Raw genomic sequence first — 22,557 nt, 5'->3', positions numbered from 1 at the left:
GACGAATCAGTAGCGCACGCCGAGTTCTTTCACCCCGTTGAGCCACCCGGAACGGACCCGACGCATCTCGCTGACCCGCGAGATGTCCGGCAGATTGTCGGCGATGGCGTCGAAGATCAGTTTCAGTTCGAGGCGCGCGAGATTGGCGCCGATGCAGAAGTGTGCACCGTTTCCACCGAAGGCCAAGTGCGGATTGGGGTCTCGGGAGATGTCGAAGGTGAAGGGGTCGTCGAAGACGTCTTCGTCGTAGTTGGCCGAACTGTAAAACAGGCCGACGCGCTGTCCCCTGGTGATCTCGACATCGCCGACCACGGTGTCGGACAACGCCGTTCGCTGGAATGCGTGGACCGGTGTCGCCCAGCGCAGGATCTCGTCGACGGCGGTGGCGGGCCGTTCGCGTTTGTAGAGTTCCCATTGATCGGGCCGGTCGAAGAACGCATTCATGCCGTGTGTTGTTGCGTTGCGGGTGGTCTCGTTACCCGCGGTGATGAGCAGGATGACGAAGAAGCCGAACTCGATCTCGCTGAGCGACTCCCCGTCGATGTCGGCCTGCACCAACGTGGTGGTGACATCGTCGGTGGGATTGGCGCGCCGATCCTCGGCCATCGCGTAGGCATAACCGAGCAGTTCGGCATTGGCGGTGGTCGGGTCGATGGCTTGGTCGGGGTCGTCGCTGTTGATGATGGCGTCGACGAGCTCATGGATGCGCGGACGATCGGGCTCGGGTACACCGATCAGGTCGAGGATCGCCTGCAGGGGTAGGTGTATCGCGACGTCGTCGACGAAGTTGCCCGCCCCCTTCTCTGCGGCCTCGGTGACGATGCGGGCGGCGCTGTCGCGGAGTCGGTCGTGCAGGGAGTTCACGGCTCGCGGCGTGAAGATGCGCGACACGATCTTGCGCAATCGCGTGTGCTCGGGCGGGTCGTGGTTGATCAGCAGCGCCTTGGTGAACTCGATCTGATCGGGGGTCACGTACTCCGGCAGGCGGATGATCGCTCCGTTGGCGTTGGTCGACCACAGTCCGCTGTTCTTCGAGATCTCGCGGATGTGGGCGTGTTTGGAGATCACCCAGTACCCGCCGTCGTGAAAACCGCCGCCGGTGCCGGGCTCCTGGGCGTTCCACCACACCGGCGCGGTCCGTCGTAACTCGGCGAACTCGCTGATCGGCATGCCGCGCTCGATGAGGTCGGGGTCGGTGAAGTCGAAGCCGTGCGGAAAGGGGCATGCCCTGGTGGGAGCTGTCATCTGTCGCTGCCTTCCATCCGCCACTGTGGTCGTTGTCACCACACCATACACCCTTGGTTGATCCGTATGGTCGACGTGGGGCGCGAGGATGCCGCCTGCCTCGTGCCGGTGTCGTAGGGTTTTCAGCCATGGGGCCGTTGGGGGTAGTGGTGCACGAGGAACGCTGATGCGTACGCACGGATGGGGTGGCCGGGTCCCGGTCAACGACGACGAGGCAGTGGCGCGGATCCTGGCCGCGACGAGGTCGACAATCGACCGTCGTGGTTCATCCACCAGCCTTGCCGACGTCGCCCGCGAACTCGGCGTCACCCGGCAGACCGTGTACCGGTACTTCGCCGGTACCGATGAGCTGCTGGCCGCCACTGCACTCGGGGCCGTCGACGACCTGCTCGACCGCATGGCGCAGCGACTGCGCGGCATGACGGCACCCGACGCCGCGCTCATCGAGGGAATTGCCGCCGTGCTCGAAGAACTGCACGAGGACAGTTACGTCGGCCTGCTACTGCAGCCCGAACACATCAGTCTGCCGGTGCTCGGCGAGATGACCTCAGATCTGGGTCGACGATTCGCCCGCTCCATGGTGGAGCGCATGGACGTCGACTGGGCGGGTGCGGGTTACGGCGAGGCCGAGCTCGACGCGGTTGCCGAGATCGTGCTGCGCACAGTGCAGTCGATGGTGATCGATCCGGGCACACCACCACGAACCGGTGCCGGGCTCCGACGATTCCTCGACGTGTGGACAGGATCGGCGATCCGTCAGATCGGCCGTGGAGGAACCTGACCCGGCGGGATGCGATCCGTCAGCGCGGCTCGCAGATCACCACCGGGATGATGCGTTTGGTGGGTCCCTGATCGGTCCAGGCGGCGTAGGTGTCGAAGTCGGGGTAGTGATCCACGAGTTCCGGCCAGATCTGTGCGCGCTCGGAATCCGTTGCGGTACGGGCCCGCAACTCGTAGGTGTCCTTGCCGACCTGGATGCTGACGTCCGGGTTGTCCCGCAGATTCAGGTACCACGCGGGATGTGTGGCGCTGCCGCCCTGAGACGCGACGACCACGAAGTCGTCACCGCGGCGCAGGTAGAGCAGCGGTGCCGTGCGCGGCTTTCCGCTCTTGCGCCCGATGGTGGTGAGCAGCGCGACAGGCACCGGATTGCGTGCCGCGGCGCCGACTCGCCACGTGCCGCCCAGCCGGCCGCCGGTGGCTTTGTAGAGTGCCGTGTTTGCCCGCGAGCCCCACTTGATGAGCGCGGCCACCACGGGTGAATCCAGTTGCGCGGGACGGTTCTCGGGATCGAGGTGGGGTTTGCCCATCCTCAGATCCGCTCGATGATGGTGCCGGTGGCCAGCGCCCCGCCGGCGCACATGGTCACCAGGGCGGTCTGGGAGTCGCTGCGCTCGAGTTCGTGCAGGGCGGTGGTGATCAGCCGGGAACCGGTGCTGCCCACCGGATGTCCGAGCGCGATGGCACCACCGTTCACGTTGACCTTGTCCATGTCGGCGCCGTGCACGCGTGCCCAGCTCAGCACCACTGACGCGAAGGCCTCGTTGATCTCCACGAGATCGATGTCCGACAACGACATTCCCGCCTTGGCGAGCACCCGTTCGGTGGCCTGCACCGGTCCGTCGAGGTGGTAGTACGGCTCGGCACCCACCAGCGCCTGCGCCTTGATGCGCGCCCGCGGTGTCAGGCCCAGCGCGCGCGCCTTGGCCTCGTCCATGATCAGCACGGCTGCCGCGCCGTCGGAGATCTGCGACGACGTGCCCGCGGTGTGGATGCCACCGTCGATGACCGGCTTCAGTGCCGCAAGGGATTCCGGCGTCGTGTCCCGCAATCCCTGATCCCGGCTGACGTCGAGGACGTTGCCGGTGAGTTCGCCCTCGCGAGTGCGTTCGGGTGCTTTGAGGGTGAGGACTTCACGGTCGAAGCGTCCCTCGTCCCACGCCTGGCGTGCCCGCTGCTGGCTGCGCACACCGAGTTCGTCGACGTCGGCGCGGGTGATGCCACGTCGCTGCGCGATCCGCTCGGCGGCCGTGAACTGATCGGGCATCTCCACCTGCCACGACGGGGCGTGGTAGGGCCCGGCTTCGGTGCCGACGTTGGCGCCGAGCGCGGCCTGCGACATCATCTCGATCCCGCAGGCGATGCCGACCTCGATGGCGTCGGTGGCGATGAGTCCCGCGATCAGATGGTTGGCCTGCTGTGCGGACCCGCACTGGCAGTCGATGGTGGTCGCGCCGGCGGTCTCGGGGAGCCCGGCCGACAGCCATGCCTTGCGCGTGACGTTGCCGGCCTGCGCGCCCGCCTGGGTGACGCACCCGCCGATGACCTGTTCGACGAGGGCGGGGTCGATACCGGCCTTCTCGACCAGTCCGCGCTGGGTGATGCCCAGCAGTTCCTCGGCGTGCAGGCCCGACAACCACCCTGCGCGCTTGCCGATCGGCGACCTGGCCGCTTCGACGATTACCGGCACACCCATGTGCGTTTCCTCTCGATCCACTTCGTGACCTCTCAAAATTAGAACAAGTTCTCGTTTGCGTCCATGCCCGTTGGGGATGCAGTTCGCCGAACGTGTTCTCGATGGCCGGTCCAGGGGCTGTGGAGGGGCGCCTGCGGGGGTCCGACGAGCGCGTATCGCCGATTTGCCAACGAATATTGGTAGAGTTTTCCCACGTCGAACCGTGGGGCGGTTGGAAAAACTAGAACAAGTTCTCATCCAGGACTGTCATTCGCGTCACAATGTGCTCTAATGAGATTTGAAACAGGTTCTAGTCTCAGTGAGTTCTCACAGCGAGGTGGTGTGACGTGACCCAGGCCCAGAGCGCCCCGATCGGTAGCGAATCGGCAGCGGCGGGTACGAGCACTTCGGACAGTGTCGCGAAGTGCCCGTTCATGCAGCAGGACGGGTGGGATTTCACCAACCCCGACCTGCTGGAGCGGGGTATCCCGGTTCAGGAGTTCGCGCAGTTGCGCCAGACCGCCCCGGTCTGGTGGAACGCGCAGGAGCCCGGCAAGGGAGGCGGGTTCCACGACGGCGGCTACTGGGTGATCTCCAAGCATCAGCACATCCGGGAGATCTCCAAGAACAATGCCGACTGGGCGACCGCGACCAACGGCGTCATCATGCGCTTCGACGACGAGATGACCCAGGACCAGCTCGACGTCACCAAGGCGTTGCTGATCAACCACGACCCGCCGGAGCACACCCGTCTGCGCAAGCTCGTCTCCAAGGCCTTCACCCCGCGCGCGGTGCAGGCCCTCGAAGACAAGCTCGACGACGCGGCCCGCACCATCGTGCGTGCCGCTGCCGACAAGGGATCCGGCGACTTCGTCCACGACGTGGCCGTCGACCTTCCGCTGCTGGCCATCGCCGACCTGCTCGGGGTGCCGGAAGCCGACCGCGGCAAGCTGTTCGACTGGTCGAACAACATGATGAACTACGACGATCCCGAGTTCGGCGAGGACCCGCAGATGGCCTCGGCAGAGATCCTCGGTTACGGCTACACCATGGCCGAGGAACGTCGGAAGTGTCCGGTCGACGACATCGTGTCCACCCTGGTGAACGCGGACATCGACGGGCAGTCCCTCGACGAGACCGAGTTCGGCTTCTTCTTCATCCTGCTGACCGTCGCCGGCAACGAGACGACGCGAAATGCCATCAGCCACGGCATGAATGCCTTCCTCGATCACCCCGATCAGTGGGAGCTGTTCAAGAAGGAGCGGCCGGCGACGGCGGTGGACGAGATCGTCCGGTGGGCGACCCCGGTCAACTGCTTCCAGCGCACCGCCAAGAACGACACGCAGGTCGGCGGCGTCGACATCAAGGCAGGCGAACGAGTCGGAATGTTCTATGGCTCAGCCAATTACGACGAGGAAGTCTTCGACGATCCGTTCAGTTTCAACATCCTGCGCGACCCCAACCCGCATGTCGGCTTCGGGGGCAACGGTGCACACTTCTGCGTCGGCGCCAACCTCGCGCGGATGGAGATCAACCTGATGTTCAACGCCCTGGCCGACATCGTGCCCGACATCACCAAGCTCGACGCCCCGCGTCGTCTGCGGCACGGGTGGATCAACGGCGTCAAGGAGCTCCGCGTCGACTACGGGACGAAGTGATCGAGTGTGACTGCCACCAGTGACACACCCGCGTATCTGAACATCGACCGCGACAACCATCCGGCCGTTGTGGCCGGGCGGCGTTCGCGCGAGTTCGTCGCCTCGCGTGACAAGCAGTCCTGGGTCGAGAACTTCGCCGCTGAGGGGTCGGTGGAGGATCCGGTCGGGCCGTCGATGTTCGACCCGGAGGGCAAGGGTTTTCACGGCCACGCCGAGATCGCCGATTTCTGGGACAAATCGATCGCCACCACCGAGAGCATCGAGTTCGTCTTCGACGAGGAGATCATCTGCGGAAACGAGGTCGCCTACATCGGCAAGATCGTGACGCACATCGCCGGGCATGTCTCGCAAGCCCGTGGCGTGTTCACCTATCGAGCCGACGACGACGGCAAACTCGTTGCGCTGCGGGCGTTCTGGGAGGTCGAGGCGACGATCAACTCGGTGCGCCGGGCCTGAGAGGCCGGACACGAATCCACCCCACCCCTTGTTTTCGCCCCTCTCTCGGAGAAGGGTGGGACAGGTCAGGTGGGGTGGACGTGTTTCCGCTCCATTCCGTGGGCTGCAAAGGTGGAGCGATGCGAGTAGTGGATCGGACTCGGGGGTTCGTGCGGGCGTTCGGGTCGGCGCGACGACATCGGAGCGATCTCGTCGGCTGGCTCGGCCGACGGCCTCAGGTGCTGGTGGGCACCGGGGTCTACGAATCGGCGTTGTTGTTCAGCAACGCGCTGGACCCCAAACTCAAGGAGCTGGCCGAACTCAAGACCGCCGGTCTGGTGGGTTGCGAATTCTGTCTCGACATCGGGTCGGCACTCGCACGCAGTTCCGGTGTCACCGAGGCCCAGATGCGTGATCTACCGGTCTTCGCCGACAGCGCCGCCTACGACGATCTCGAGAAGCTGGTACTCGCCTTCGCCGCGGCGATGACCGCCACACCCGCCGTCGCCGACGACCTCGCCCGCATCCGAGATGAACTCGCTCAACATCTTTCGAAGAAGCAGATCACCGAACTCGCCGCCACCATCGCCTGGGAGAACCAGCGCGCCCGGCTCAACCAGGGACTCGGGGTGCGGCCGACCGGGATGTCCGACGGAGCGGCCTGTGCGCTGCCGGAGACGCGTCCGGCGGTGGGCTGAAAGTAGGGGAAGGAAAACCTTCCCCGAGGTCTGGCTTCATCCTCGAGAAATTCTTCGGGGATGGAACCAAGACCAGGGGATGAAATTCTTCCCCCAATTTCAGGCGGCGACGATGCCGGCGCGGCGCAACGCCCGTCGGATCTTGGCAGCGAACTTCTGCGGATCCTGGAGCTCACTCCACGTCCATCGCACGACGATGATGTCGCAGTCGCGGATGGCATCCTCGCGGAGCTTCTCGGCATAGATGACGTCCTCGGCGAGCCGTTCTCCGGAGGCCGCCGATTCCCGGTGGTACTTGAACCGACCATCGAATTCGCCGACGACGAGTACCTTGCCGTTCTCGTCACGCCACCCGAAATCGCAGCGCTTCACCGAACCATCGTCGACGACGACCACGACCTGCAACTCTGGAGTCGGCAGCCCGACTTCGGCAATGACGCAGCGACTCAACGATTCGCCGATGCTCTCGGACAGATCGGTGGACAGTGGGATGGCGGTGCGCAACCTGTCGATTCCGTGCCGGCCACCCATCGTCGACGCGATCGCCTCGAGGTCGACCTCGATGTTGCGTAGTCGGGCCTGGTAGCGCCCTGAATCGAGCGCACAGACCGCCTGGCGCAGGGTCCCTTTCAGTGCCTCGTCGCAGACGGTACGTCCGATGCCGGTTATCACCAGACCGTCGTCGACGTCGACGAGATGATCGTCGGGGAGCGGTGCCTGATGGATGGTCAGGCCGGGTGACTTGCGCCCCGACTTCGTCGAGGTGAAGTGCACCGTCGACCAATCCGGTTGCAGCAGAGGAATGGTTAGGAGAGCAGCGGCCGACTGGTGGCTCGGATGGCGGGTGCGCCCGCCGGTGCGGATCGCCGCGTGCACCTTTTCCACATACAGCTGCGCACGGCGCGCAATCGAATTGTCGGCCCCGGTGGCCGGGACATACGAGCCCCACCAGATTCGTTCGATGGCGTTGTCGTGCAGGCTCCGTCGGATCTCCGCGTCGCTGACGCCCGTCGGCAGCACCTCGCGGCGCAGGATCAGGCGGTCTGCGGCATGGCTTCGGGTGAAGTCGAACTCGTCGGGATCGGTCATCACCCGATCATGCGGCCTGCGTGGCTCGTCGTCGGGGCGTTGTCCACAGGGTGCGGACCCGTGGGCTGAAAGTAGGGGAAGGAAATCCTTCCCCTACGTTTGGTTCTGTCCCCGAGAAACTACTCCGGCATGGGACCAAGAGTGGGGGAAGGAAAACCTTCCCCCACTTTCGCATCGGCGACGACGGTCAGTGCTGCGGCTTGTCCGCGCCCACCAGCCACATCGAGAAGTATTGTGAGCCACCACCATAGGCGTGACCGAGGGCTTTGCGGGCGTCGGGGACCTGGTGATCGCCACCCTTGCCCATCACCTGAATCGCCGCCTCCGCGAAGCGGATCATGCCCGACGCACCGATCGGATTCGACGACAACACACCGCCGGAGGCGTTGAACGGGATACGCCCACCGATCTCGGTCTCGCCGGCCTCGGTGAGCTTCCACCCCTCACCCTCCGGTGCGAAGCCGAGGTTCTCCAGCCACATCGGTTCGAACCAGGAGAACGGCACGTAGACCTCGGCGGCGTCGATCTCGTCGAGCGGGTTGCTGACGCCACCGGCCTTCCAAAGTGCTGCCGCGGCATCGCGTCCGGCCTGCGGGCTGACCACGTTGCGGTGAGCGAAGGAGAGGGGTTCGGTGCGCATGGCGGTGGCGTGTACCCATGCCACCGGGTCGCCGGCGGCCACCGCGTCGTCGGCGGTCTGCTCGTCGCCGATGACCACCGCGCACGCCCCGTCCGACGACGGGCAGGTTTCGTCGAATCGGATGGGGTCCCACAGCATCTGGGAGCTCATCACCTTCTCCACCGTCTGGTCCGGCTGGTGCAGGTGGGCGAGCGGGTTCCGGGCGCCGTTGCGTCGGTCCTTGGCGGCGACGATCGCGCCGATGTGATCGGGCGCCCCCGACTGGCGGATGTAGGAGCGCACATGCGGGGCGAAGAAGCCGCCCGCCCCCGCGCCGACGGGCTTGGTGAAGGGAACGGGAATCGACAACGCCCACATGGCATTCGATTCGGACTGCTTCTCCCAGGCCACGGCCAGCACACGCTTGTGGACTCCGGCGAAGACGAGTGATGCGGCCACGTTGGCCGTCGACCCGCCGACCGAGCCGGCAGTGTGGACGCGGATCAGACGTTTTCCGACGGCGCCGATCGCCTCGGCCATCGCCAGTTCGGGCATCATGGTGCCCTCGAACAGATCCGGTGCCTTGCCGATGACGATGGCGTCGATGTCGTCCATGCCGACCTTGGCATCGGCGAGGGCGGCGTCGATGGCCTCGCGGCACATGCCGGCCATCGTCACGTCGTGCCGTTTGGCGACGTACTTGGTCTGTCCGGTACCCAGGACTGCCGCGCGATTACGGTGTGCCATCAGTTGTCTTCTCCCGCGAGTGTGACGACCATGTTCTGTTGCAGCAGCGGTCCGCTGGTCGCATGTGCGACGGCGGTACCGGCGTTGCCGGTGAGGATCTCGTGTGCGGCGTATCCGATCCGCTGCAGACCCGCCGAGAACAGGGAGTTGCCGGTCAGTGAACCCCCGGATGGATTGATACGCACCGTGTCCGGAAGACGCAGTGCGTTGCGGACGATCAGCTCCTGGTGAGTGAAGGCGGCGTTGATCTCGGCCACGTCGACGGCCCGACTGGCCTCACCGAAGGCGGTGTCACCGGCCAGGGTCGTCGACGGTGAGACGGTGAGGTCGCGTGCCCCGAAGTTGGGGGTGTCGATGCGATGGTCCCAACCGGTGACGAAGGCAGGGTTGGCGACGAGTTCGCGGGCCTTGCGTTCACTGGCGATCACCACTGCTGCGGCGGCGTCGGTGTAGGGCGCGATGTCATGTGCGCGTAGCGGATTCGCGACGTAGTCGGCGCTAAGCAGCTCATCTGCCGACGTGCCGGTCGTGCGGGCGGCGACGGCGGCCATGTCCGCCTCGGTCCAGACGCCGGCATCGAGACCGGCGCGCGCCTGCAATGCGGCGAGTGAGGCGGCATCCGGCCACAGCGGGGCCACCGTGTACGGATCGGTCTGCAACGCGAGTGTCAGATCCGAGTAGCCTGCAGTCGCTTTGCCGAAGCCGTAGGCCAGTGCCAGATCGACCTCGCCGGTGGCGATCTTGACCCACGCCTCATACAGGGCCCATGCACCGTCCATCTCCACATGTGACTCGTTGATCGGCGGCATCGCGCCGATGGAATCGATCGCGGAGATGAAGGAGAAGGCGCGACCGGCAAGGTAATCCGACGATCCGCTGCACCAGAACTCGATGTCGGTGCGGGTGATGCCGAGTTCGGCGTAGAGCTTGTCGAAGCACGGGATCAGCATCTCGACGCCGTTGGTGGTGCCGTGGGTGCCGACGACGTTGGGGCTGTGCGCGAACCCGATGATCGCGATGCGCGGCAGTGCGGTCGAGGATCCGGTCATCAGAGGTGATCCTTATAGGTCTCGTAGTCGGCGTCGTCCTCGCCGGTCGGCGCGAAGTGGCTGATGTTGCCGATGGAGTACTCCCACTCGTCTTCGGGAGCCCAGACGGCTTTGACCCGCATGCCCATTCGGACATCGGCGGCCTCGCAGTCGAGGATGAGATGCAGGAAGGGGATGTCGGCACCGTCGAGCAGGACGTAGGCGGCGACGTAGGGCGGTTTGATCTGCTGGCCACGGAACGGGACGTTGACGATGCAGAAGGTGGTGACGATTCCGGTGTCGGGCAGCTCAACGCGTTCGACACTGCGCGAGCCGTCGGCGGGACTCACCGCGCGCGGCGGGAAGTAGACGCGCCCGGCGTCGACTCCCGAGCCGATCCGGCTGCCGATCAGCTTGCCCGCCTTGAGACCTTCGAGGTAGACCGATTCCTCCTCGTTGGCCGAGTGAATGATCTCGGTGGTGATCGGGGTGGTGATGATGACGTCGGTGTCCTCGGAGTTCTCGGCGGTGTTGTCCGGAGCGGTCTGCGCGGTGTCCCCGGGTGCGAAATGGGCGATGTCGTCGATGCGGCCGGTGCGGGCGGCGGACCAGACGGCGTGCACGCGCATCCCGGTGTTCATGGCGTCGGCGGAATCGACCGCGACGGCGTGCAGGATCGCCGTGTCGGCGCCGTCGAGTCGGATCAGCGCCCAGGCGAATGGACGGTCGAGTGGTTGTGCCGCAACCGGTTCCGGCTGCCACGACCAGGTGGTGACGGTTCCGGTGGTGGCGACGTCGACCAGCTCGGACGTCGGTGCCCCGGTCGTCGGATCGAACTCCACGGGCGGGACGGACACCGTACCGTCGCTGTTCGCCGAGCCGACGATCCGACCGTCGCGCAAGGCGAGCGCGAACTGGCTGAGCACCGGGCCCAGCGACCGGGTGTAGTCGAAGGAGTTGGTCAGCGGGGCGGTCAGGATCGGGGCTTCGGGTTCCGCGACGGCGGCCACTGGCGACGCGTGGCCAGGCGAGGTGGTTGCACTGATGCTCACACCATCGAGTAGAACACGTTCTAGAATTGGGCACAAGATGCACGTCACGGACTCGCCGACAGGGTGCGGCGAGCAGGATCTTCTGGAGGATCGTGAAGCTCGGACTACAACTCGGCTACTGGGGTGCCGGACCCATCGCCAACGCGCCAGATCTCGTCGCCGCTGCCGAGGAGAGCGGCTTCGACGCCGTCTTCACCGCGGAGGCGTGGGGATCAGATGTCTACACCCCGCTCGCCTGGTGGGGCGCGGCGACGTCGTCGGTGCGGCTCGGAACGGCCGTCGCCCAACTCTCGGCGCGGCCACCAACGTCACTGGCGATGGCCGCCTTGACCCTCGACCATCTCTCCGGCGGCCGGCACATCATCGGGCTCGGCGTCTCCGGACCGCAGGTGGTGGAGGGCTGGTACGGGCAGCCCTTCGGGAAGCCGCTGGCCCGCACTCGTGAGTACGTGCAGGTGGTGCGCGACGTCCTGGCGCGCGAGAGTCGGGTTACCAACGACGGCCCGCACTACCCGTTGCCCTTTCCTGCGGACGGCCCGGGCGCGACCGGACTGGGCAAGGCGCTCAAGCCGATCACCCATCCGCTGCGCTCCGACGTCCCGATCTGGCTCGGCGCGGAGGGACCGAAAAACGTTGCGCAGACCGCCGAGATCGCCGACGGCTGGCTCGCGATCTTCTTCAGCCTGCGACTGGCCGATCAGTACAACGCCTGGCTCGACGAGGGATTCGCGCGTCCCGGGGCGCGACGGACCCGTGCGGATTTCGAGGTGGCCGCCACGGCGCAGGTGGTCGTCACCGACGACGTCGGCGCCGTCCTCGACGCCTACCGGCCGTCGACGGCACTCTATGTCGGCGGAATGGGCGCCAAGGAGAAGAACTTTCACGCCGAGCTGTACCGCCGGATGGGCTACGGCGAGGTCGTCGGCGAGGTCGTGGCCAAGTACATGTCCGGCGACAAGGAGGCGGCGCTGGCCGCGGTGCCCGACGACATGGTGCGCGAGACGATGATCGTCGGCACCGAGGACGAAGTGCGTCAGCAGATCAAGCAGTGGGAGGCGGCCGGGGTCACCATGCTGATGGTCACCGCGCGTGACCCGGCGCAGATCCGCATGCTCGGGACGCTGGTGTAGCCCGGCGGGGAGTCAGATTGATGTGAAAGTTCTTGGGCGCCATGGTGAGACGCTCGGTGACGTCGAGCCGGTAGTCGGCGTCGGGGGTGATGTCGTAGCGATGCACGAGGCGCGCGAGCACCAGTACCGACTCGTGCAGCGCGAACTGCCGTCCGATGCAGGCCCGCATCCCGGTGCCGAACGGTTTGTAGCTGTGCGCGGGCCGCTTCCTGATCTCTTCGGGGAGAAAGCGATCCGGGTCGAAGGTCTCGGGGTTCTCCCATACGGCCGGATCGCGGTGTACCTGCCCGAGCATGATGAGCGCCCAATCCTGGCTGCGCATAGGGTATTTGCCCGCCAGGACGGTGTCGGCGACGGGCCGTCGGGAGAAGGCTGGCACGGTGGGCCACAGGCGCAGTGACTCGTCGAGGCAGCGACGGATGTAGCGGAATTTCGACACCTGCTCGAAGGTCGGTTCGGCATCGGGATCGGTGCCGAGGATCTCGTCGGCCTCCCGCTGCGCCCGTCGCAGGCACTCGGGATTCTGCGACAGGAAATAGAGCGTAAACGACAGTGCGCCGGAAGTGGTTTCGTGCCCGGCCACCAGAAAGGTGAGGATCTGATAGCGCATGTTGAGACGCGAGAGCCGTTCACCGGTCTCCGGGTGGCGCACCTTGAGCATGATGCCGAGGAGGTCGTCGCGATGAGGACCGTCCACCCGGTCGGCGATCATCTCGTCGACCATCTCGTAGGCGTAATCGGTCACCGGCGCCGCGCGGTGTGCCAGGTAGCGCCCGTAGAGCCGGCCGCCGGGGGCGGTCCGTAACGCGCCCTTGCGGCGTGAGGTCCGCAGGGCGGTGATCATCGACTGCACGAACGGGTGCGGGCGCGGGGTGGTGAACGAGCCGAAGTCGCGGCTGAACGCGGCCCGGCTCAGCGTCTCCATGGTCAGCTTGGTCATGTCGCGGGTGACATCGACCCGCCCGCCGGGTATCGCGTCCCAGTAGGCGAATAGTTCGGCAGCCGTGTCCAGCATGATGCGGTGATAGCTGCGCATGGCGGGTTTGGTGAACGCGGGCATGAGCAGATCGTGGGCGAGTTGCCAGTTCGGTTCGGTGGTGTACGCGGTGAACAGACCGTCGCCGCCGTAGTCGCGTAGTGCCGCGATGGCCGGCGGCAGGGTTTTGCAGAAGCGGGTCTCGTCGCAGAGTTCGGCGGTCAGTTCCGCCGATGCCACGAAGACGAACTTCTGTCGGAAGACCTTCAGCTCGTAGATGCCGCCAAATTGGGTACCCAGTGCGAGCACGCTCAGAATCGGGTTGCGCGGGTCGGAGACGCCGAGGTCGCCGATGAACGGTCTGCGCTTACCGGGATGCGGGAATTGATGCCCGGACCAGCTGTTGCGGATCCAACGAGCGCGGAGGGTCGGCATCGACTTGCGAACCACTTGTCGACCCCCGTCGTCGTCACCCCGAGTCTCGCAGCCTCGCGCCGAGCCGAGACCGGCAACCATTATGCCGGACGTTTGCCCAAGTCGTACCCCCTGGGTACAGAATCGGACACCCGCCCGGCGGGTGATAGGCGTGCGACGCCGCGCGGGCGATCAGGGGTTCAGCGACGCGCAGACCTCGGCAAGGCTTGCATCGGCCATCGGGAACGGTTGATAGAGCGCCACGCGGTCGGAGATCCCTGCGGTGCGGGCGGTGATGGTCGCGGCCACCCGTTGCGGGGTGCCGTGCGCGACGATGAGGTCCAGGGGCGCGTCGTCGATGAGGCCCGCCATATCCTGCCAGCGTCCCTGTTTGGACAGGCCGTTGAGTTCGGGCTGCAGCTCGCCGTAACCGTGCAGATCCAGGACCGGCCGGTAGGCAGGGGTGGAGCCATAGAAGGACAGCAGCCGCCGGGCGGCATCGAGTCCGGCGGTGTACTCGGCCTCGTCGCGGCCGGTGGCCACGATGATCTCCGGGGTGATGGTGAACTCGGCCCGGGTGCGGTGTGCGGCGGCGAGTCCGGCGTCGACGAGGGGTAGCACCGACTCCCGCACGAAACGGTCGGTGGTGAACGGCATGACCAGCAATCCGTCGCAGTGGGTGGCCACCGCCCGGGTCAGTCGCGGACCCAATGCGCCGACGTGGATGGGCGGCGGCCCATACGGATCGGGGCCCGGGTTGAAAGCGGGGGTCATGAGCCGGTGCCGGTAGAAGCGGCCGTCGACGTCGAGCCGGGTGCCGTTCTGCCAGCAGTCGAAGATGGCCCGCAGAGCTCCCACGAACTCGATCATCCGATCCACCGGGTGATCGAACTGCGCGCCGAATCGTTTCTCGATCTGCGGCCGGATCTGGGTGCCGAGGCCGAGGGTGAACCGGCCGCCGGAGATCAGCGCGAGATCGTTGGCCTGATGTGCGACGTGGATCGGGTTGCGCGGGAACGCGATCGCCACATTCGTGAGCAGCCGGACCGGTGCGGAGCCGGCCGCCAGTACGAGGGGGGTGAAGACGTCGTGCGGACCTTCGAAGGTGAAGACGCCGTTGACTCCGGCCTCGTGCAGGGCCACGGTGCGGGCGGGTGCGTCGAGAGGACCGAACAACGCGGTCCAGATCTCCATGATGAGACGACTATTCGCCGGTGAAGACGGGCTTTTCCTTGTTGGCGAACGCCTTTGGACCGACCTTGGCGTCCTCGCTCTTGAACACGGCGATGCCGAGCTTCGACTCGATCTCGAAGGCGTCGAGTTCGTGCAGGCCCTCGGTGTCGCGCATGGTCTTCAGGATGGCCTGCACGGCAAGCGGACCGTTGGCGGCTATGGACTCGGCGATGGTGATCGCCTTGTCGAGTGCGGTGCCGTCGGGGACGACGTATCCGATGAGGCCGTACTCCTTCGCTTCGGCCGCGGTGATGTGGCGTCCGGTGAGCAACAGGTCGGCAGCGATGGTGTACGGGATCTGCCGGGGGAGCCGGACGGCGCTGCCACCGAGCGGGAACAGGCCCCAACGGGCCTCGGCGACACCGAATTTGGCGCTCTCGCCGGCCACCCGAATGTCGGTGCCCTGCAGGATCTCGGTGCCGCCGGCGATGGCCGGACCCTCGACCGCGGCGATCAGCGGTTTGGTGAGCCGACGGCCCTTGAGCAGGGCCGGCAGCGACGCGGGATTCCACGTGCCGGCATCGACGGTGTCGCCGGGGGAGTTCTTGGCCATCGACTTGAGATCCATGCCGGCGCAGAACGCGCCACCCGCGCCGGTGAGGATGGCGACGCGGATGTCGGGGTCGGAGTCCACCTGATCCCACGCCTCGACCATGATCCGCATCATCTCGGCGGAGAGCGCATTGCGTGCCTCGGGCCGGTTCATCGTGACGATCAGGATGTGTCCGCGCTTCTCCACGAGGCATTCGGGTGCCTTCTCGGTGGCGCTCGCGGAGTCGGTGAGAGTGGTCATCGTCGTCCCCTGGGAATCCGTGGTGATTGCTGCTTGCCCAAAACGATAACACGTTCTAATTTTGATGCCATGGCCTACACGATTGCCGACCTCATCGAGCATGCGGTCGACTTGATGCCCGAACGCGTGGCACTGGAGTCCGGCGCGACGACGCGCACCTACGCCGACCTCGAGGCGAGGTCCAACGCGCTCGCCCACACGCTGCGCGGCCTCGGTGTGCAACCCGGCGACAGGGTGGGCCTGTACAGCCGGAACACCATCGAAGCGGTCGAGGCGATGGTCGCCATCTTCAAGGCCCGCGCGGTCATGGTGAACGTCAACTACCGCTACGTGGAATCCGAGCTGGAGCACATCTTGACCGACTCGGGGATGTCGGTGCTCATCCACGAGCGGCAGTACTGCGAGCGAGTGTGTAACACGTTGCCGAATGCACCCGACCTGCGCGCCAGGATCGTGATCGACGACGACTCCGACGCCGACCTGCGATGTGCGGGCCACTCCGATGCGATCGGCTTCGAGGACGCGATTGCCGGAGCACCCGCCGAACGCGACTTCGAGGCGCGGTCCTCGGACGATCTCTACATGCTCTACACCGGCGGAACCACGGGTAAACCCAAGGGCGTGGTGTGGCGGCAGGAGGACATCTGGCGGGTGCTCGGTGGCGGAATCGACTGGTTCAACAGCGAACCCGTCACCGACGAGTGGAAGCTCGCCCGCGATGGCGCCGCCGGCGGCCAGTTGGTGCGTTTCCCGATTCCGCCGTTCATCCACGGCGGCTCGCAGTGGGCGATCTTCCAGTCGCTGTTCGCCGGCGGCAAAGCCGTGGTATACCCCGAATTCAGCGGACGCGCCGCGTGGGAGGCGGTCGCGCGGCACGGTGTCAACGTCATCTTCATCACCGGAGATGCGATGGGACGCCCCATGATCGAGGCCCTCGCCGACGCCGGCGAGCTGGATCTGAGCAGCGTGGTGACGGTCGCGTCGTCGGCCGCACTGTTCTCGCCGAGCGTGAAAGAGCAATTCCTGGACCGGTTCCCGAACGCCATCGTCATCGACGCCATCGGATCGTCGGAAACCGGCTTCGGGGGACTGGGTGTGGTGGCCAAGGGGGCACCTCATACCGGCGGCCCACGGGTCAAGGCGGACAGCGAAACCCACGTCCTGCGTGCGGACGGCACCCGCATCGAGCCGGGCAGTGGCGAGATCGGGATGTTGGCGCGTACCGGGCACATCCCGCTGCGCTACCACAACGATCCGGAGAAGTCGGCCAAGACGTTCCGCGAGTTCGGCGGCGTGCGTTATTCCCTGCCAGGCGATTTCGCGCAGATCGAGGCCGACGGCACGATCACGATGCTCGGGCGAGGATCGGTGTCGATCAACACCGGTGGGGAGAAGGTGTTCCCGGAAGAGGTGGAGGGCGCACTCAAGGCGCATCCTGACGTCTTCGACACCGTGGTCGTCGGGGTACCCGACGAGCGCTGGGGTCAGCGGGTCGCGGCGGTCATCGCGACGCGTGACGGCGCACGACCGTCGTTGACGGATCTCGGTGACGTCGTCCGCAAGGAACTTGCCGGCTACAAGTGTCCGCGCAGTGTGTGGTTCGTCGACGAGATCAAACGGTCCCCGGCGGGCAAACCCGATTACCGCTGGGGTGTCACGGTGACCCAGGAACGTCCCGCCGACGAGGCGCAGCCCGCGCCGGGAAAGAGCTGACATGCGTACCGAACTGGCCGACCGTTTCGGCATCGACTACCCCATCTTCGGGTTCACACCGAGCCAGCATGTGGCTGCGGCCATCAGCCGGGCCGGTGGGCTCGGGGTCCTCGGGTGTGTGCGGTTCAACGAGACCGAAGAACTCGACGCGGTCCTGGAATGGATGCACGAGAACACCGACGGCAAGCCCTTCGGCGTCGACGTCGTGATGCCTGCCAAGATCCCCACCGAGGGAAGCAAGGTGGATCTCGACTCGATGATCCCGCCCGAGCACCGGGCCTTTGTGGAGCGGACGCTCGACGACCTCGGTGTGCCACCGTTGCCGGACGGCGATCGCGTCGACGCGGGCGTGCTCGGCTGGCTGCATTCCGTCGCGCGCTCGCACGTCGACGTCGCGATGGAGCACACCCGAGAGTACGGTCAGATCAAGCTGATCGCGAATGCCCTGGGATCACCGCCCGACGATGTGATCGCCACCGCGCACGACAACGGTGTGTTGGTCGCGGCGTTGGCCGGGGCGAAAGAACATGCGCTGCACCATGTGCAGGCCGGCGTGGACATCGTCATCGCGCAGGGCTACGAGGGCGGCGGCCACACCGGCGAGGTCACCTCCATGATCCTGTGGCCCGAACTCGTCGACGCCGTCGGCGATTCCGCGCCCGTGCTGGCCGCCGGTGGCGTCGGCAGTGGTCGGCAGATTGCGGCAGCCATCGCTCTCGGTGCGCAGGGCGTGTGGATGGGTACCTACTGGTTGACCGCTGCCGAATATCAGCTCGGCAAGGCGGAGGGCGTGCAGGGGCCCTCGACCGTCCAACAGGCGCTACTGAAGGCGACATCGCGCGACACGGTGCGTCGCCGCATCTACTCGGGCAAACCCGCGCGACTGCTCAAGACCCGCTGGACCGACGCCTGGGACGCCGAGAGCGCGCCCGAACCATTGCCGATGCCGCTGCAGAATCTTCTTGTCGCACAGGCACACGCGCGGATCTCCCAGGCGGACAACCCTGACGTGGTCGCCATGCCCGCCGGCCAGATCGTCGGGCGCTGCAACGAGATCGTCCCGGTGGCCGACATGATCGCCGGTATGGTCGCCGAATACGAGGAAGCGGTCAAGCGGCTGGGGTCGACGCTGGATTGAGCGGATATCTATCCAGAAAGTACACCCCTGAACGTGCCGACATGTGCCGGTGCAGGTCGAGGAGCTCAGCGGTGTACTTTCGGTACGCCTGCAATCAGGCGTGGCGATAAATCTGGCCGTCACGCACCCAGGTGGGTGGGGCGTCCGTGTCGCGAAGGTGACGTTTGACGGTCTTGAAGGTGGCCGTAGTCGGGAGCTCGGACACCAGGCGCACCCGGGCGGGCCACTGCTTGGGTCCGAGATCGGTTTGTGCGCTGAGGAACTCGCCGAAGGCGGTGGCGTCGAGATCGTCGGCCACCAGCACCGCCTCCACCTCGTCGCCGATCTCGACTGGTCTGCCGAAGACTGCCACCTGGTGAATCCGTGGATGGCGCAGCAGGATCCGTTCGATGGGCCCGGTCCCGAGGTTCTCGCCGTCGACGCGCATCCAGTCGCCGAGCCGGCCGGCGAAGTGGAGGTAACCGGCGTCGTCGACCCAGGCGAGGTCGCCGGTGTGGTAGACGCCACCGCGTAGCCGGTCCGCGGTCGCGTCCTCGTCACCGTAGTAGCCCGAGAACAGGCCGGGACCAGACGAATTCACGATCTCGCCGATCTCCCCGACGCCGACGGGTGTGCCGGTGTCTGGGTTGACGACGGCCGTCGGTGCCCGTAGTGGACCGAGCGCGTCCGGCGGGGTATCGGGGGTGCGGGTGATGGCCACGCCGCCTTCGGTGGACCCGAAACCGTCGACCACCCGGCAACCGAATCGGGCGGCGAACCGTTCGCGATCGCGCGCGGTGGCCTCGTTGCCGTACATGATCCGCAAGGTGTTGTCGGCGTCGTCCGGCGCCTCCTCGGTGGCGAGGATGTAGTGCAGTGGTTTGCCGACGTAATTGGCAAACGTCACCCCGAACCGGCGGACGTCAGGGAGGAACCGTGACGCCGAGAACCGCTGGCGCAGAGCGATGGACGCGCCGCCGGCTACCGCAACCGACCACCCGGCGATCACCGCGTTGGAATGGAACATCGGCATCGAGAGGTAGACGACGTCATCGGCGCAGATCTCGAACCGCTCGGCGAGCATCGCGCCACTCGTCGCGAAGGTGCGCTGCGTGCAACGGACCGCTTTGGGATCACCGGTGGTGCCGGAGGTGAAGATCAGCATCATCAGGTCGTCGGGCGAGACGTCACCGGGGTCGATGAACGCCTCGGGCGCCGTGTCGATCAGATCGGCCCACTCCTGTGTGTCGGCGTCGACGACGCGGACCCCGGGCAGCGGCACGTCGTCGAGCAGATGCCTGGTGGCGGAGTGGGTGAGCACCACCTGACAGTCGGCGCGCGCGATATCGGCGGCCTGCGCCTCCCCGCGTCGCGTCGTGTTGAGTCCGACCATGACGAATGCGCCGAGAGCGGCCGAGCCCAGCAGCACGCTGAATTCGAGTGTGTTCTCCATCAGCACACCGACGTGCGGCGGGCGATCGTCGTCGAGCAGGCTGCGCAGCGCGGTGCCCCGCGTGGTCGACGCTGCCAGATGGTCGCGCCAGGAGAGGCGCCGCTCACCGTGGTGGACACCGCGATCAGCAACGGACCGCAGTGAGAGCAGCAGAGCGGCAAGGGTTTCCGGATGGGGAGGCCGGGACGGGGGTTGGCTGGTCGCCGACGCTCCGCGCACCTCAGGAGTCGTCAACGTTCAGGCGGGCGTCGCGGCCAGCGCCGCCCCGATGGTCCGTAGGGTCGCCGGCACATTGCCCGCGGTGAACTCGTTCTGCTTGGCGCGCAGGAAGTACCGGTGGACCGGATGGCTGGTGTCCAGCCCGACGCCACCATGCACGTGAACCGTGGTGTGGGCGACACGATGTCCGGCCTCGGCCGCCCAGAACTTGGCCGTGGCGATGGCGGTGTGCAGCTCGGAATCGGCGGTGTCCGCGCCGGCGTTGGCCAGCAGCCAGGCCGCCTGCGTGGTGGTCAGCGACAGTGCCTGTGCATCGATGTACCCGTCGGCGAGGCGCTGGGCGACCGCCTGGAACGAGCCGATGGCCCGGCCGAACTGTTCGCGTTCCCGCGCGTACTCGGCAGTGAGTTCTAGTGCGCGGGAGACGATTCCGGACTGTTCGGCGCACACCGCGAGGGTGAGCCGGTCGGAGATGTCAGCCACCGTGTCCGCGCCGCCACTCAAGATCCGATCGGCGCTCACAGGGACATCGGTGAAGTCGACCTCGGCGGTGGGCACCAGCCCGGTGGAGGTGGTCGGGGTGACGCGGACACCCGGGTCGTCGGCGAAGACCGCGACCGCCACGGTGCCGGACGGTCCGGTCGCGTTGACGAGGAACACGTCGGCGGCAATTCCATAGGGCACGTTGACCTTTGCGCCGCGCAGAACGGGGACGTCGTCGGCGCTCAGCGTCGCACCGGGCTCGGTCGCACCGGCGCCGAGATCCTCCTCGAAGGCAACGGTGAGCACGATGGTGCCGGCCGCCGCGGCGCCGAGGAGGCGCTCGCGCAGTTCGTCTCTGCCGCGCTCGGCGAGTACCGGCAGCGCGGCCAGCGCGTGCGGACCGAACGGGACACGCGCCAGGTGCCGGCCGAGTTCCTCGGCGACGCCGCAGTTCTCGATGGCCGTGAGATCACCGCCGGAATCACCGGCGACAGCCGACGAGAGTTCCAGGCCCAGCAGACCGGCGGCGCCGAGCTCACGCCACAGGTCGGTGTCGAGCGGGGCATCGTTGTGTTCGAGTTCGGCGATGCGGTCGTCGGTGCTGATCTTGGTGGCGATGTCGCGGGCGAGACCCCGGACGTCGGAGGCGGTTTCGGGGAGAGTGAAATCCATGATCTGGTCCTGTGGTCGGCGGGGTGGGTCAGCGGCGCTGGTGGGGGAGTCCGAGGGCGAGCATCGCGATGATGTCGCGCTGGATCTCGTTGGTACCCCCGCCGAAGGTGAGGATGAGTGAGGTACGGGCGAAACGTTCGAGGCGGCCATGCAGGTGGGCGCCGGGGCTACCGGCACGCAGCGTCGCGGCCGGTCCGACGACCTCCATCAGCAACCGGTATGCCTCGGTGGCGAATTCGGTGCCGAACACCTTGGTGGCCGAGGCGTCGGCCGGACTCGGGGACCCGCCCGACGCCGCGACCGACGCGATCTTCCAGTTGATGAGTTTGAGAAACTCCACCTTGGCGTGCACACGGGCCAGATTGGCCTGCACCCAGGGCGCGTCGATGACACGTTGTCCGTCACCGGTTTTGGTGTGTTGCGCCCATTCGATGGTCTCGCGTAGCGCGGTCTGGATCGGGGCGGCACTGCACAGTGCGACACGCTCGTTGTTGAGCTGATTGGTCACCAGCGCCCAGCCGCGACCCTCCTCCCCGACGACGGCGGTCGCCGGGACCCGCACATCCTGGTAGTAGGTGGCGCTGGTGTCGACGCCGGACATCGTGTGCACCGGGGTGTAACTGAATCCCTCGGCGGAGGTCGGCACGATCAGCACCGAGATGCCGTGGTGCTTCTTGCCGCCGGATTCCAGCGTCGACGGATCGGTGCGGCAGGCAAGCCAGATGTAGTCGGCGTAGGCGACCAGCGAGGTCCACATCTTCTGTCCGTTGATGACGAAGTCGTCCCCGTCACGGACCGCGGTGGTGCGCAGCGCGGCGAGGTCGGTACCCGCGCCCGGCTCGGAGTAGCCGATCGAGAAGTGCAGTTCACCGGTGGCGATACGGGGCAAGAAGAATGCTTTCTGCTCGTCGGAGCCGTAGTGCATGATCGTCGGCGCCACCGAATTGATCGTCAAGAAGGGGACCGGTGCGCCGGCGATGGCGGCCTCGTCGGTGAAGATGAGCTGGTCCATCATCGAGCGGTTCTGCCCGCCGAACTCGGTCGGCCAGCCCAGTGCGAGCCACCCGTCGCTGCCCATCTGGCGAACCACGTCGCGATAGGCGTCGCCCTCACCGAGCTCGCCGTCACCGCCCTGCAACGCCGCACGACGCTCGTCGGTCATCAGCCCGGAGAAGTAGGCGCGGAGTTCTCGCCGCAGTTCGGCTTGTTGATCGGTGTAGGCGATGCGCATCGGGACTCCGTACTCTTCAATGGCTGTGGCCAGGCGATCCGGCGCCCGGTATCGTCAAGTTCTGAAACACGTTCTAACCTGTTTGACGACAGCCCGT

General features: G+C 66.5%; 20 protein-coding genes. 7 read left to right on the top strand and 13 right to left on the bottom strand.

Annotated elements, in window-relative coordinates; all coding sequences use genetic code 11:
* Positions 1-6: 6 nt before the first annotated feature.
* Positions 7-1,245, bottom strand: a complete 1,239-nt coding sequence (locus GBRO_RS19750; RefSeq protein WP_012835651.1) for a cytochrome P450 — start codon at positions 1,243-1,245, stop codon at positions 7-9.
* Positions 1,246-1,411: 166 nt separating this feature from the next.
* Here GBRO_RS19750 and GBRO_RS19745 point away from each other — a divergent pair, with 166 nt between their 5' ends.
* Complete coding sequence (locus tag GBRO_RS19745) at positions 1,412-2,026, top strand: TetR/AcrR family transcriptional regulator (protein WP_012835650.1); 615 nt, start codon at positions 1,412-1,414, stop codon at positions 2,024-2,026.
* 19 nt (positions 2,027-2,045) lie between these two features.
* Here the strand turns inward: GBRO_RS19745 and GBRO_RS19740 are convergent, their stop codons facing one another.
* Both GBRO_RS19740 and GBRO_RS19735 read right to left on the bottom strand, forming a co-directional pair.
* Positions 2,046-2,555, bottom strand: a complete 510-nt coding sequence (locus tag GBRO_RS19740; RefSeq protein WP_012835649.1) for a nitroreductase family deazaflavin-dependent oxidoreductase — start codon at positions 2,553-2,555, stop codon at positions 2,046-2,048.
* 2 nt (positions 2,556-2,557) lie between these two features.
* Positions 2,558-3,721, bottom strand: coding sequence for a steroid 3-ketoacyl-CoA thiolase (locus tag GBRO_RS19735; protein WP_012835648.1), 1,164 nt, complete (start codon positions 3,719-3,721; stop codon positions 2,558-2,560).
* 326 nt (positions 3,722-4,047) lie between these two features.
* Between GBRO_RS19735 and GBRO_RS19730 the strand changes: the two genes are divergently transcribed.
* From GBRO_RS19730 to GBRO_RS19720, 3 genes are all read left to right on the top strand, one after another.
* Entirely contained in the window at positions 4,048-5,358 is a 1,311-nt protein-coding gene (locus GBRO_RS19730; protein WP_012835647.1) for a cytochrome P450, read from the top strand.
* A gap of 6 nt (positions 5,359-5,364) precedes the next feature.
* Complete coding sequence (locus GBRO_RS19725) at positions 5,365-5,814, top strand: nuclear transport factor 2 family protein (RefSeq protein ID WP_012835646.1); 450 nt, start codon at positions 5,365-5,367, stop codon at positions 5,812-5,814.
* Between the two features lie 119 nt (positions 5,815-5,933).
* Positions 5,934-6,491, top strand: coding sequence for a carboxymuconolactone decarboxylase family protein (locus GBRO_RS19720; RefSeq protein ID WP_012835645.1), 558 nt, complete (start codon positions 5,934-5,936; stop codon positions 6,489-6,491).
* A 99-nt stretch (positions 6,492-6,590) separates the two neighbouring features.
* Here the strand turns inward: GBRO_RS19720 and GBRO_RS19715 are convergent, their stop codons facing one another.
* The 4 genes from GBRO_RS19715 to GBRO_RS19700 form a co-directional block, all read right to left on the bottom strand.
* Positions 6,591-7,580, bottom strand: coding sequence for a hypothetical protein (locus GBRO_RS19715; protein ID WP_012835644.1), 990 nt, complete (start codon positions 7,578-7,580; stop codon positions 6,591-6,593).
* Between the two features lie 187 nt (positions 7,581-7,767).
* Positions 7,768-8,946: a thiolase domain-containing protein gene (locus GBRO_RS19710; protein ID WP_012835643.1), complete on the bottom strand. Its 1,179-nt coding sequence runs from the start codon at positions 8,944-8,946 to the stop codon at positions 7,768-7,770.
* Positions 8,946-9,995: a thiolase domain-containing protein gene (locus tag GBRO_RS19705; RefSeq protein ID WP_012835642.1), complete on the bottom strand. Its 1,050-nt coding sequence runs from the start codon at positions 9,993-9,995 to the stop codon at positions 8,946-8,948. The genes GBRO_RS19710 and GBRO_RS19705 overlap by 1 nt, the downstream gene beginning before the upstream one ends.
* A complete protein-coding gene (locus GBRO_RS19700; protein ID WP_012835641.1) occupies positions 9,995-10,984 on the bottom strand; it encodes a Zn-ribbon domain-containing OB-fold protein in 990 nt (329 codons plus the stop codon). The genes GBRO_RS19705 and GBRO_RS19700 overlap by 1 nt, the downstream gene beginning before the upstream one ends.
* A 134-nt stretch (positions 10,985-11,118) precedes the next feature.
* On the opposite strand from GBRO_RS19700, the gene GBRO_RS19695 reads away from it, so the two are divergent.
* On the top strand, positions 11,119-12,156 hold the full coding sequence (locus GBRO_RS19695; protein WP_012835640.1) for an LLM class F420-dependent oxidoreductase: 1,038 nt from the start codon (positions 11,119-11,121) through the stop codon (positions 12,154-12,156).
* On the opposite strand, the gene GBRO_RS19690 is transcribed toward GBRO_RS19695, so the two are convergent.
* The 3 genes from GBRO_RS19690 to GBRO_RS19680 form a co-directional block, all read right to left on the bottom strand.
* On the bottom strand, positions 12,107-13,567 hold the full coding sequence (locus GBRO_RS19690) for a cytochrome P450 (RefSeq protein ID WP_012835639.1): 1,461 nt from the start codon (positions 13,565-13,567) through the stop codon (positions 12,107-12,109). The two genes, GBRO_RS19695 and GBRO_RS19690, sit on opposite strands and share 50 nt — an antisense overlap.
* 171 nt (positions 13,568-13,738) lie before the next feature.
* Positions 13,739-14,740, bottom strand: coding sequence for a TIGR03617 family F420-dependent LLM class oxidoreductase (locus GBRO_RS19685; RefSeq protein ID WP_012835638.1), 1,002 nt, complete (start codon positions 14,738-14,740; stop codon positions 13,739-13,741).
* Positions 14,741-14,750: 10 nt separating this feature from the next.
* Entirely contained in the window at positions 14,751-15,572 is an 822-nt protein-coding gene (locus tag GBRO_RS19680; protein WP_012835637.1) for a crotonase/enoyl-CoA hydratase family protein, read from the bottom strand.
* A 69-nt stretch (positions 15,573-15,641) separates the two neighbouring features.
* Here GBRO_RS19680 and GBRO_RS19675 point away from each other — a divergent pair, with 69 nt between their 5' ends.
* Both GBRO_RS19675 and GBRO_RS19670 read left to right on the top strand, forming a co-directional pair.
* Entirely contained in the window at positions 15,642-17,285 is a 1,644-nt protein-coding gene (locus tag GBRO_RS19675; protein WP_012835636.1) for an acyl-CoA synthetase, read from the top strand.
* Position 17,286: 1 nt separating this feature from the next.
* Entirely contained in the window at positions 17,287-18,423 is a 1,137-nt protein-coding gene (locus GBRO_RS19670; protein ID WP_012835635.1) for an NAD(P)H-dependent flavin oxidoreductase, read from the top strand.
* A gap of 94 nt (positions 18,424-18,517) precedes the next feature.
* Here the strand turns inward: GBRO_RS19670 and GBRO_RS19665 are convergent, their stop codons facing one another.
* From GBRO_RS19665 to GBRO_RS19655, 3 genes are read right to left on the bottom strand one after another with little or no spacing between them, the layout of a single operon-like run.
* Positions 18,518-20,074 carry a long-chain-fatty-acid--CoA ligase gene (locus tag GBRO_RS19665; RefSeq protein WP_012835634.1) on the bottom strand — a complete coding sequence of 519 codons (1,557 nt, stop codon included), beginning with the start codon at positions 20,072-20,074 and terminating at the stop codon, positions 18,518-18,520.
* Between the two features lie 18 nt (positions 20,075-20,092).
* The gene (locus tag GBRO_RS19660; RefSeq protein WP_012835633.1) at positions 20,093-21,229 is read right to left on the bottom strand and encodes an acyl-CoA dehydrogenase family protein; all 1,137 of its coding nucleotides are present in this window, start codon (positions 21,227-21,229) and stop codon (positions 20,093-20,095) included.
* A gap of 28 nt (positions 21,230-21,257) precedes the next feature.
* Positions 21,258-22,460, bottom strand: a complete 1,203-nt coding sequence (locus tag GBRO_RS19655; protein ID WP_012835632.1) for an acyl-CoA dehydrogenase family protein — start codon at positions 22,458-22,460, stop codon at positions 21,258-21,260.
* Between the last annotated feature and the right edge of the window lie 97 nt (positions 22,461-22,557).

Source organism: Gordonia bronchialis DSM 43247, assembly GCF_000024785.1.
Taxonomy (GTDB): Bacteria; Actinomycetota; Actinomycetes; order Mycobacteriales; family Mycobacteriaceae; genus Gordonia; species Gordonia bronchialis.
Note: the sequence above shows the minus strand (reverse complement) of the source record. Positions and strands in the feature narration are given on the sequence as shown.

Bases quoted from the DNA above. Each gene is read 5' to 3' on its own strand.
- GBRO_RS19750 (WP_012835651.1), bottom strand. From the start codon at position 1,245: ATGACAGCTCCCACCAGGGCATGCCCCTTTCCGCACGGCTTCGACTTC.
- GBRO_RS19745 (WP_012835650.1), top strand. From the start codon at position 1,412: ATGCGTACGCACGGATGGGGTGGCCGGGTCCCGGTCAACGACGACGAG.
- GBRO_RS19740 (WP_012835649.1), bottom strand. From the start codon at position 2,555: ATGGGCAAACCCCACCTCGATCCCGAGAACCGTCCCGCGCAACTGGAT.
- GBRO_RS19735 (WP_012835648.1), bottom strand. From the start codon at position 3,721: ATGGGTGTGCCGGTAATCGTCGAAGCGGCCAGGTCGCCGATCGGCAAG.
- GBRO_RS19720 (WP_012835645.1), top strand. From the start codon at position 5,934: ATGCGAGTAGTGGATCGGACTCGGGGGTTCGTGCGGGCGTTCGGGTCG.
- GBRO_RS19715 (WP_012835644.1), bottom strand. From the start codon at position 7,580: ATGACCGATCCCGACGAGTTCGACTTCACCCGAAGCCATGCCGCAGAC.
- GBRO_RS19710 (WP_012835643.1), bottom strand. From the start codon at position 8,946: ATGGCACACCGTAATCGCGCGGCAGTCCTGGGTACCGGACAGACCAAG.
- GBRO_RS19705 (WP_012835642.1), bottom strand. From the start codon at position 9,995: ATGACCGGATCCTCGACCGCACTGCCGCGCATCGCGATCATCGGGTTC.
- GBRO_RS19690 (WP_012835639.1), bottom strand. From the start codon at position 13,567: ATGCCGACCCTCCGCGCTCGTTGGATCCGCAACAGCTGGTCCGGGCAT.
- GBRO_RS19685 (WP_012835638.1), bottom strand. From the start codon at position 14,740: ATGGAGATCTGGACCGCGTTGTTCGGTCCTCTCGACGCACCCGCCCGC.
- GBRO_RS19680 (WP_012835637.1), bottom strand. From the start codon at position 15,572: ATGACCACTCTCACCGACTCCGCGAGCGCCACCGAGAAGGCACCCGAA.
- GBRO_RS19675 (WP_012835636.1), top strand. From the start codon at position 15,642: ATGGCCTACACGATTGCCGACCTCATCGAGCATGCGGTCGACTTGATG.
- GBRO_RS19670 (WP_012835635.1), top strand. From the start codon at position 17,287: ATGCGTACCGAACTGGCCGACCGTTTCGGCATCGACTACCCCATCTTC.
- GBRO_RS19660 (WP_012835633.1), bottom strand. From the start codon at position 21,229: ATGGATTTCACTCTCCCCGAAACCGCCTCCGACGTCCGGGGTCTCGCC.
- GBRO_RS19655 (WP_012835632.1), bottom strand. From the start codon at position 22,460: ATGCGCATCGCCTACACCGATCAACAAGCCGAACTGCGGCGAGAACTC.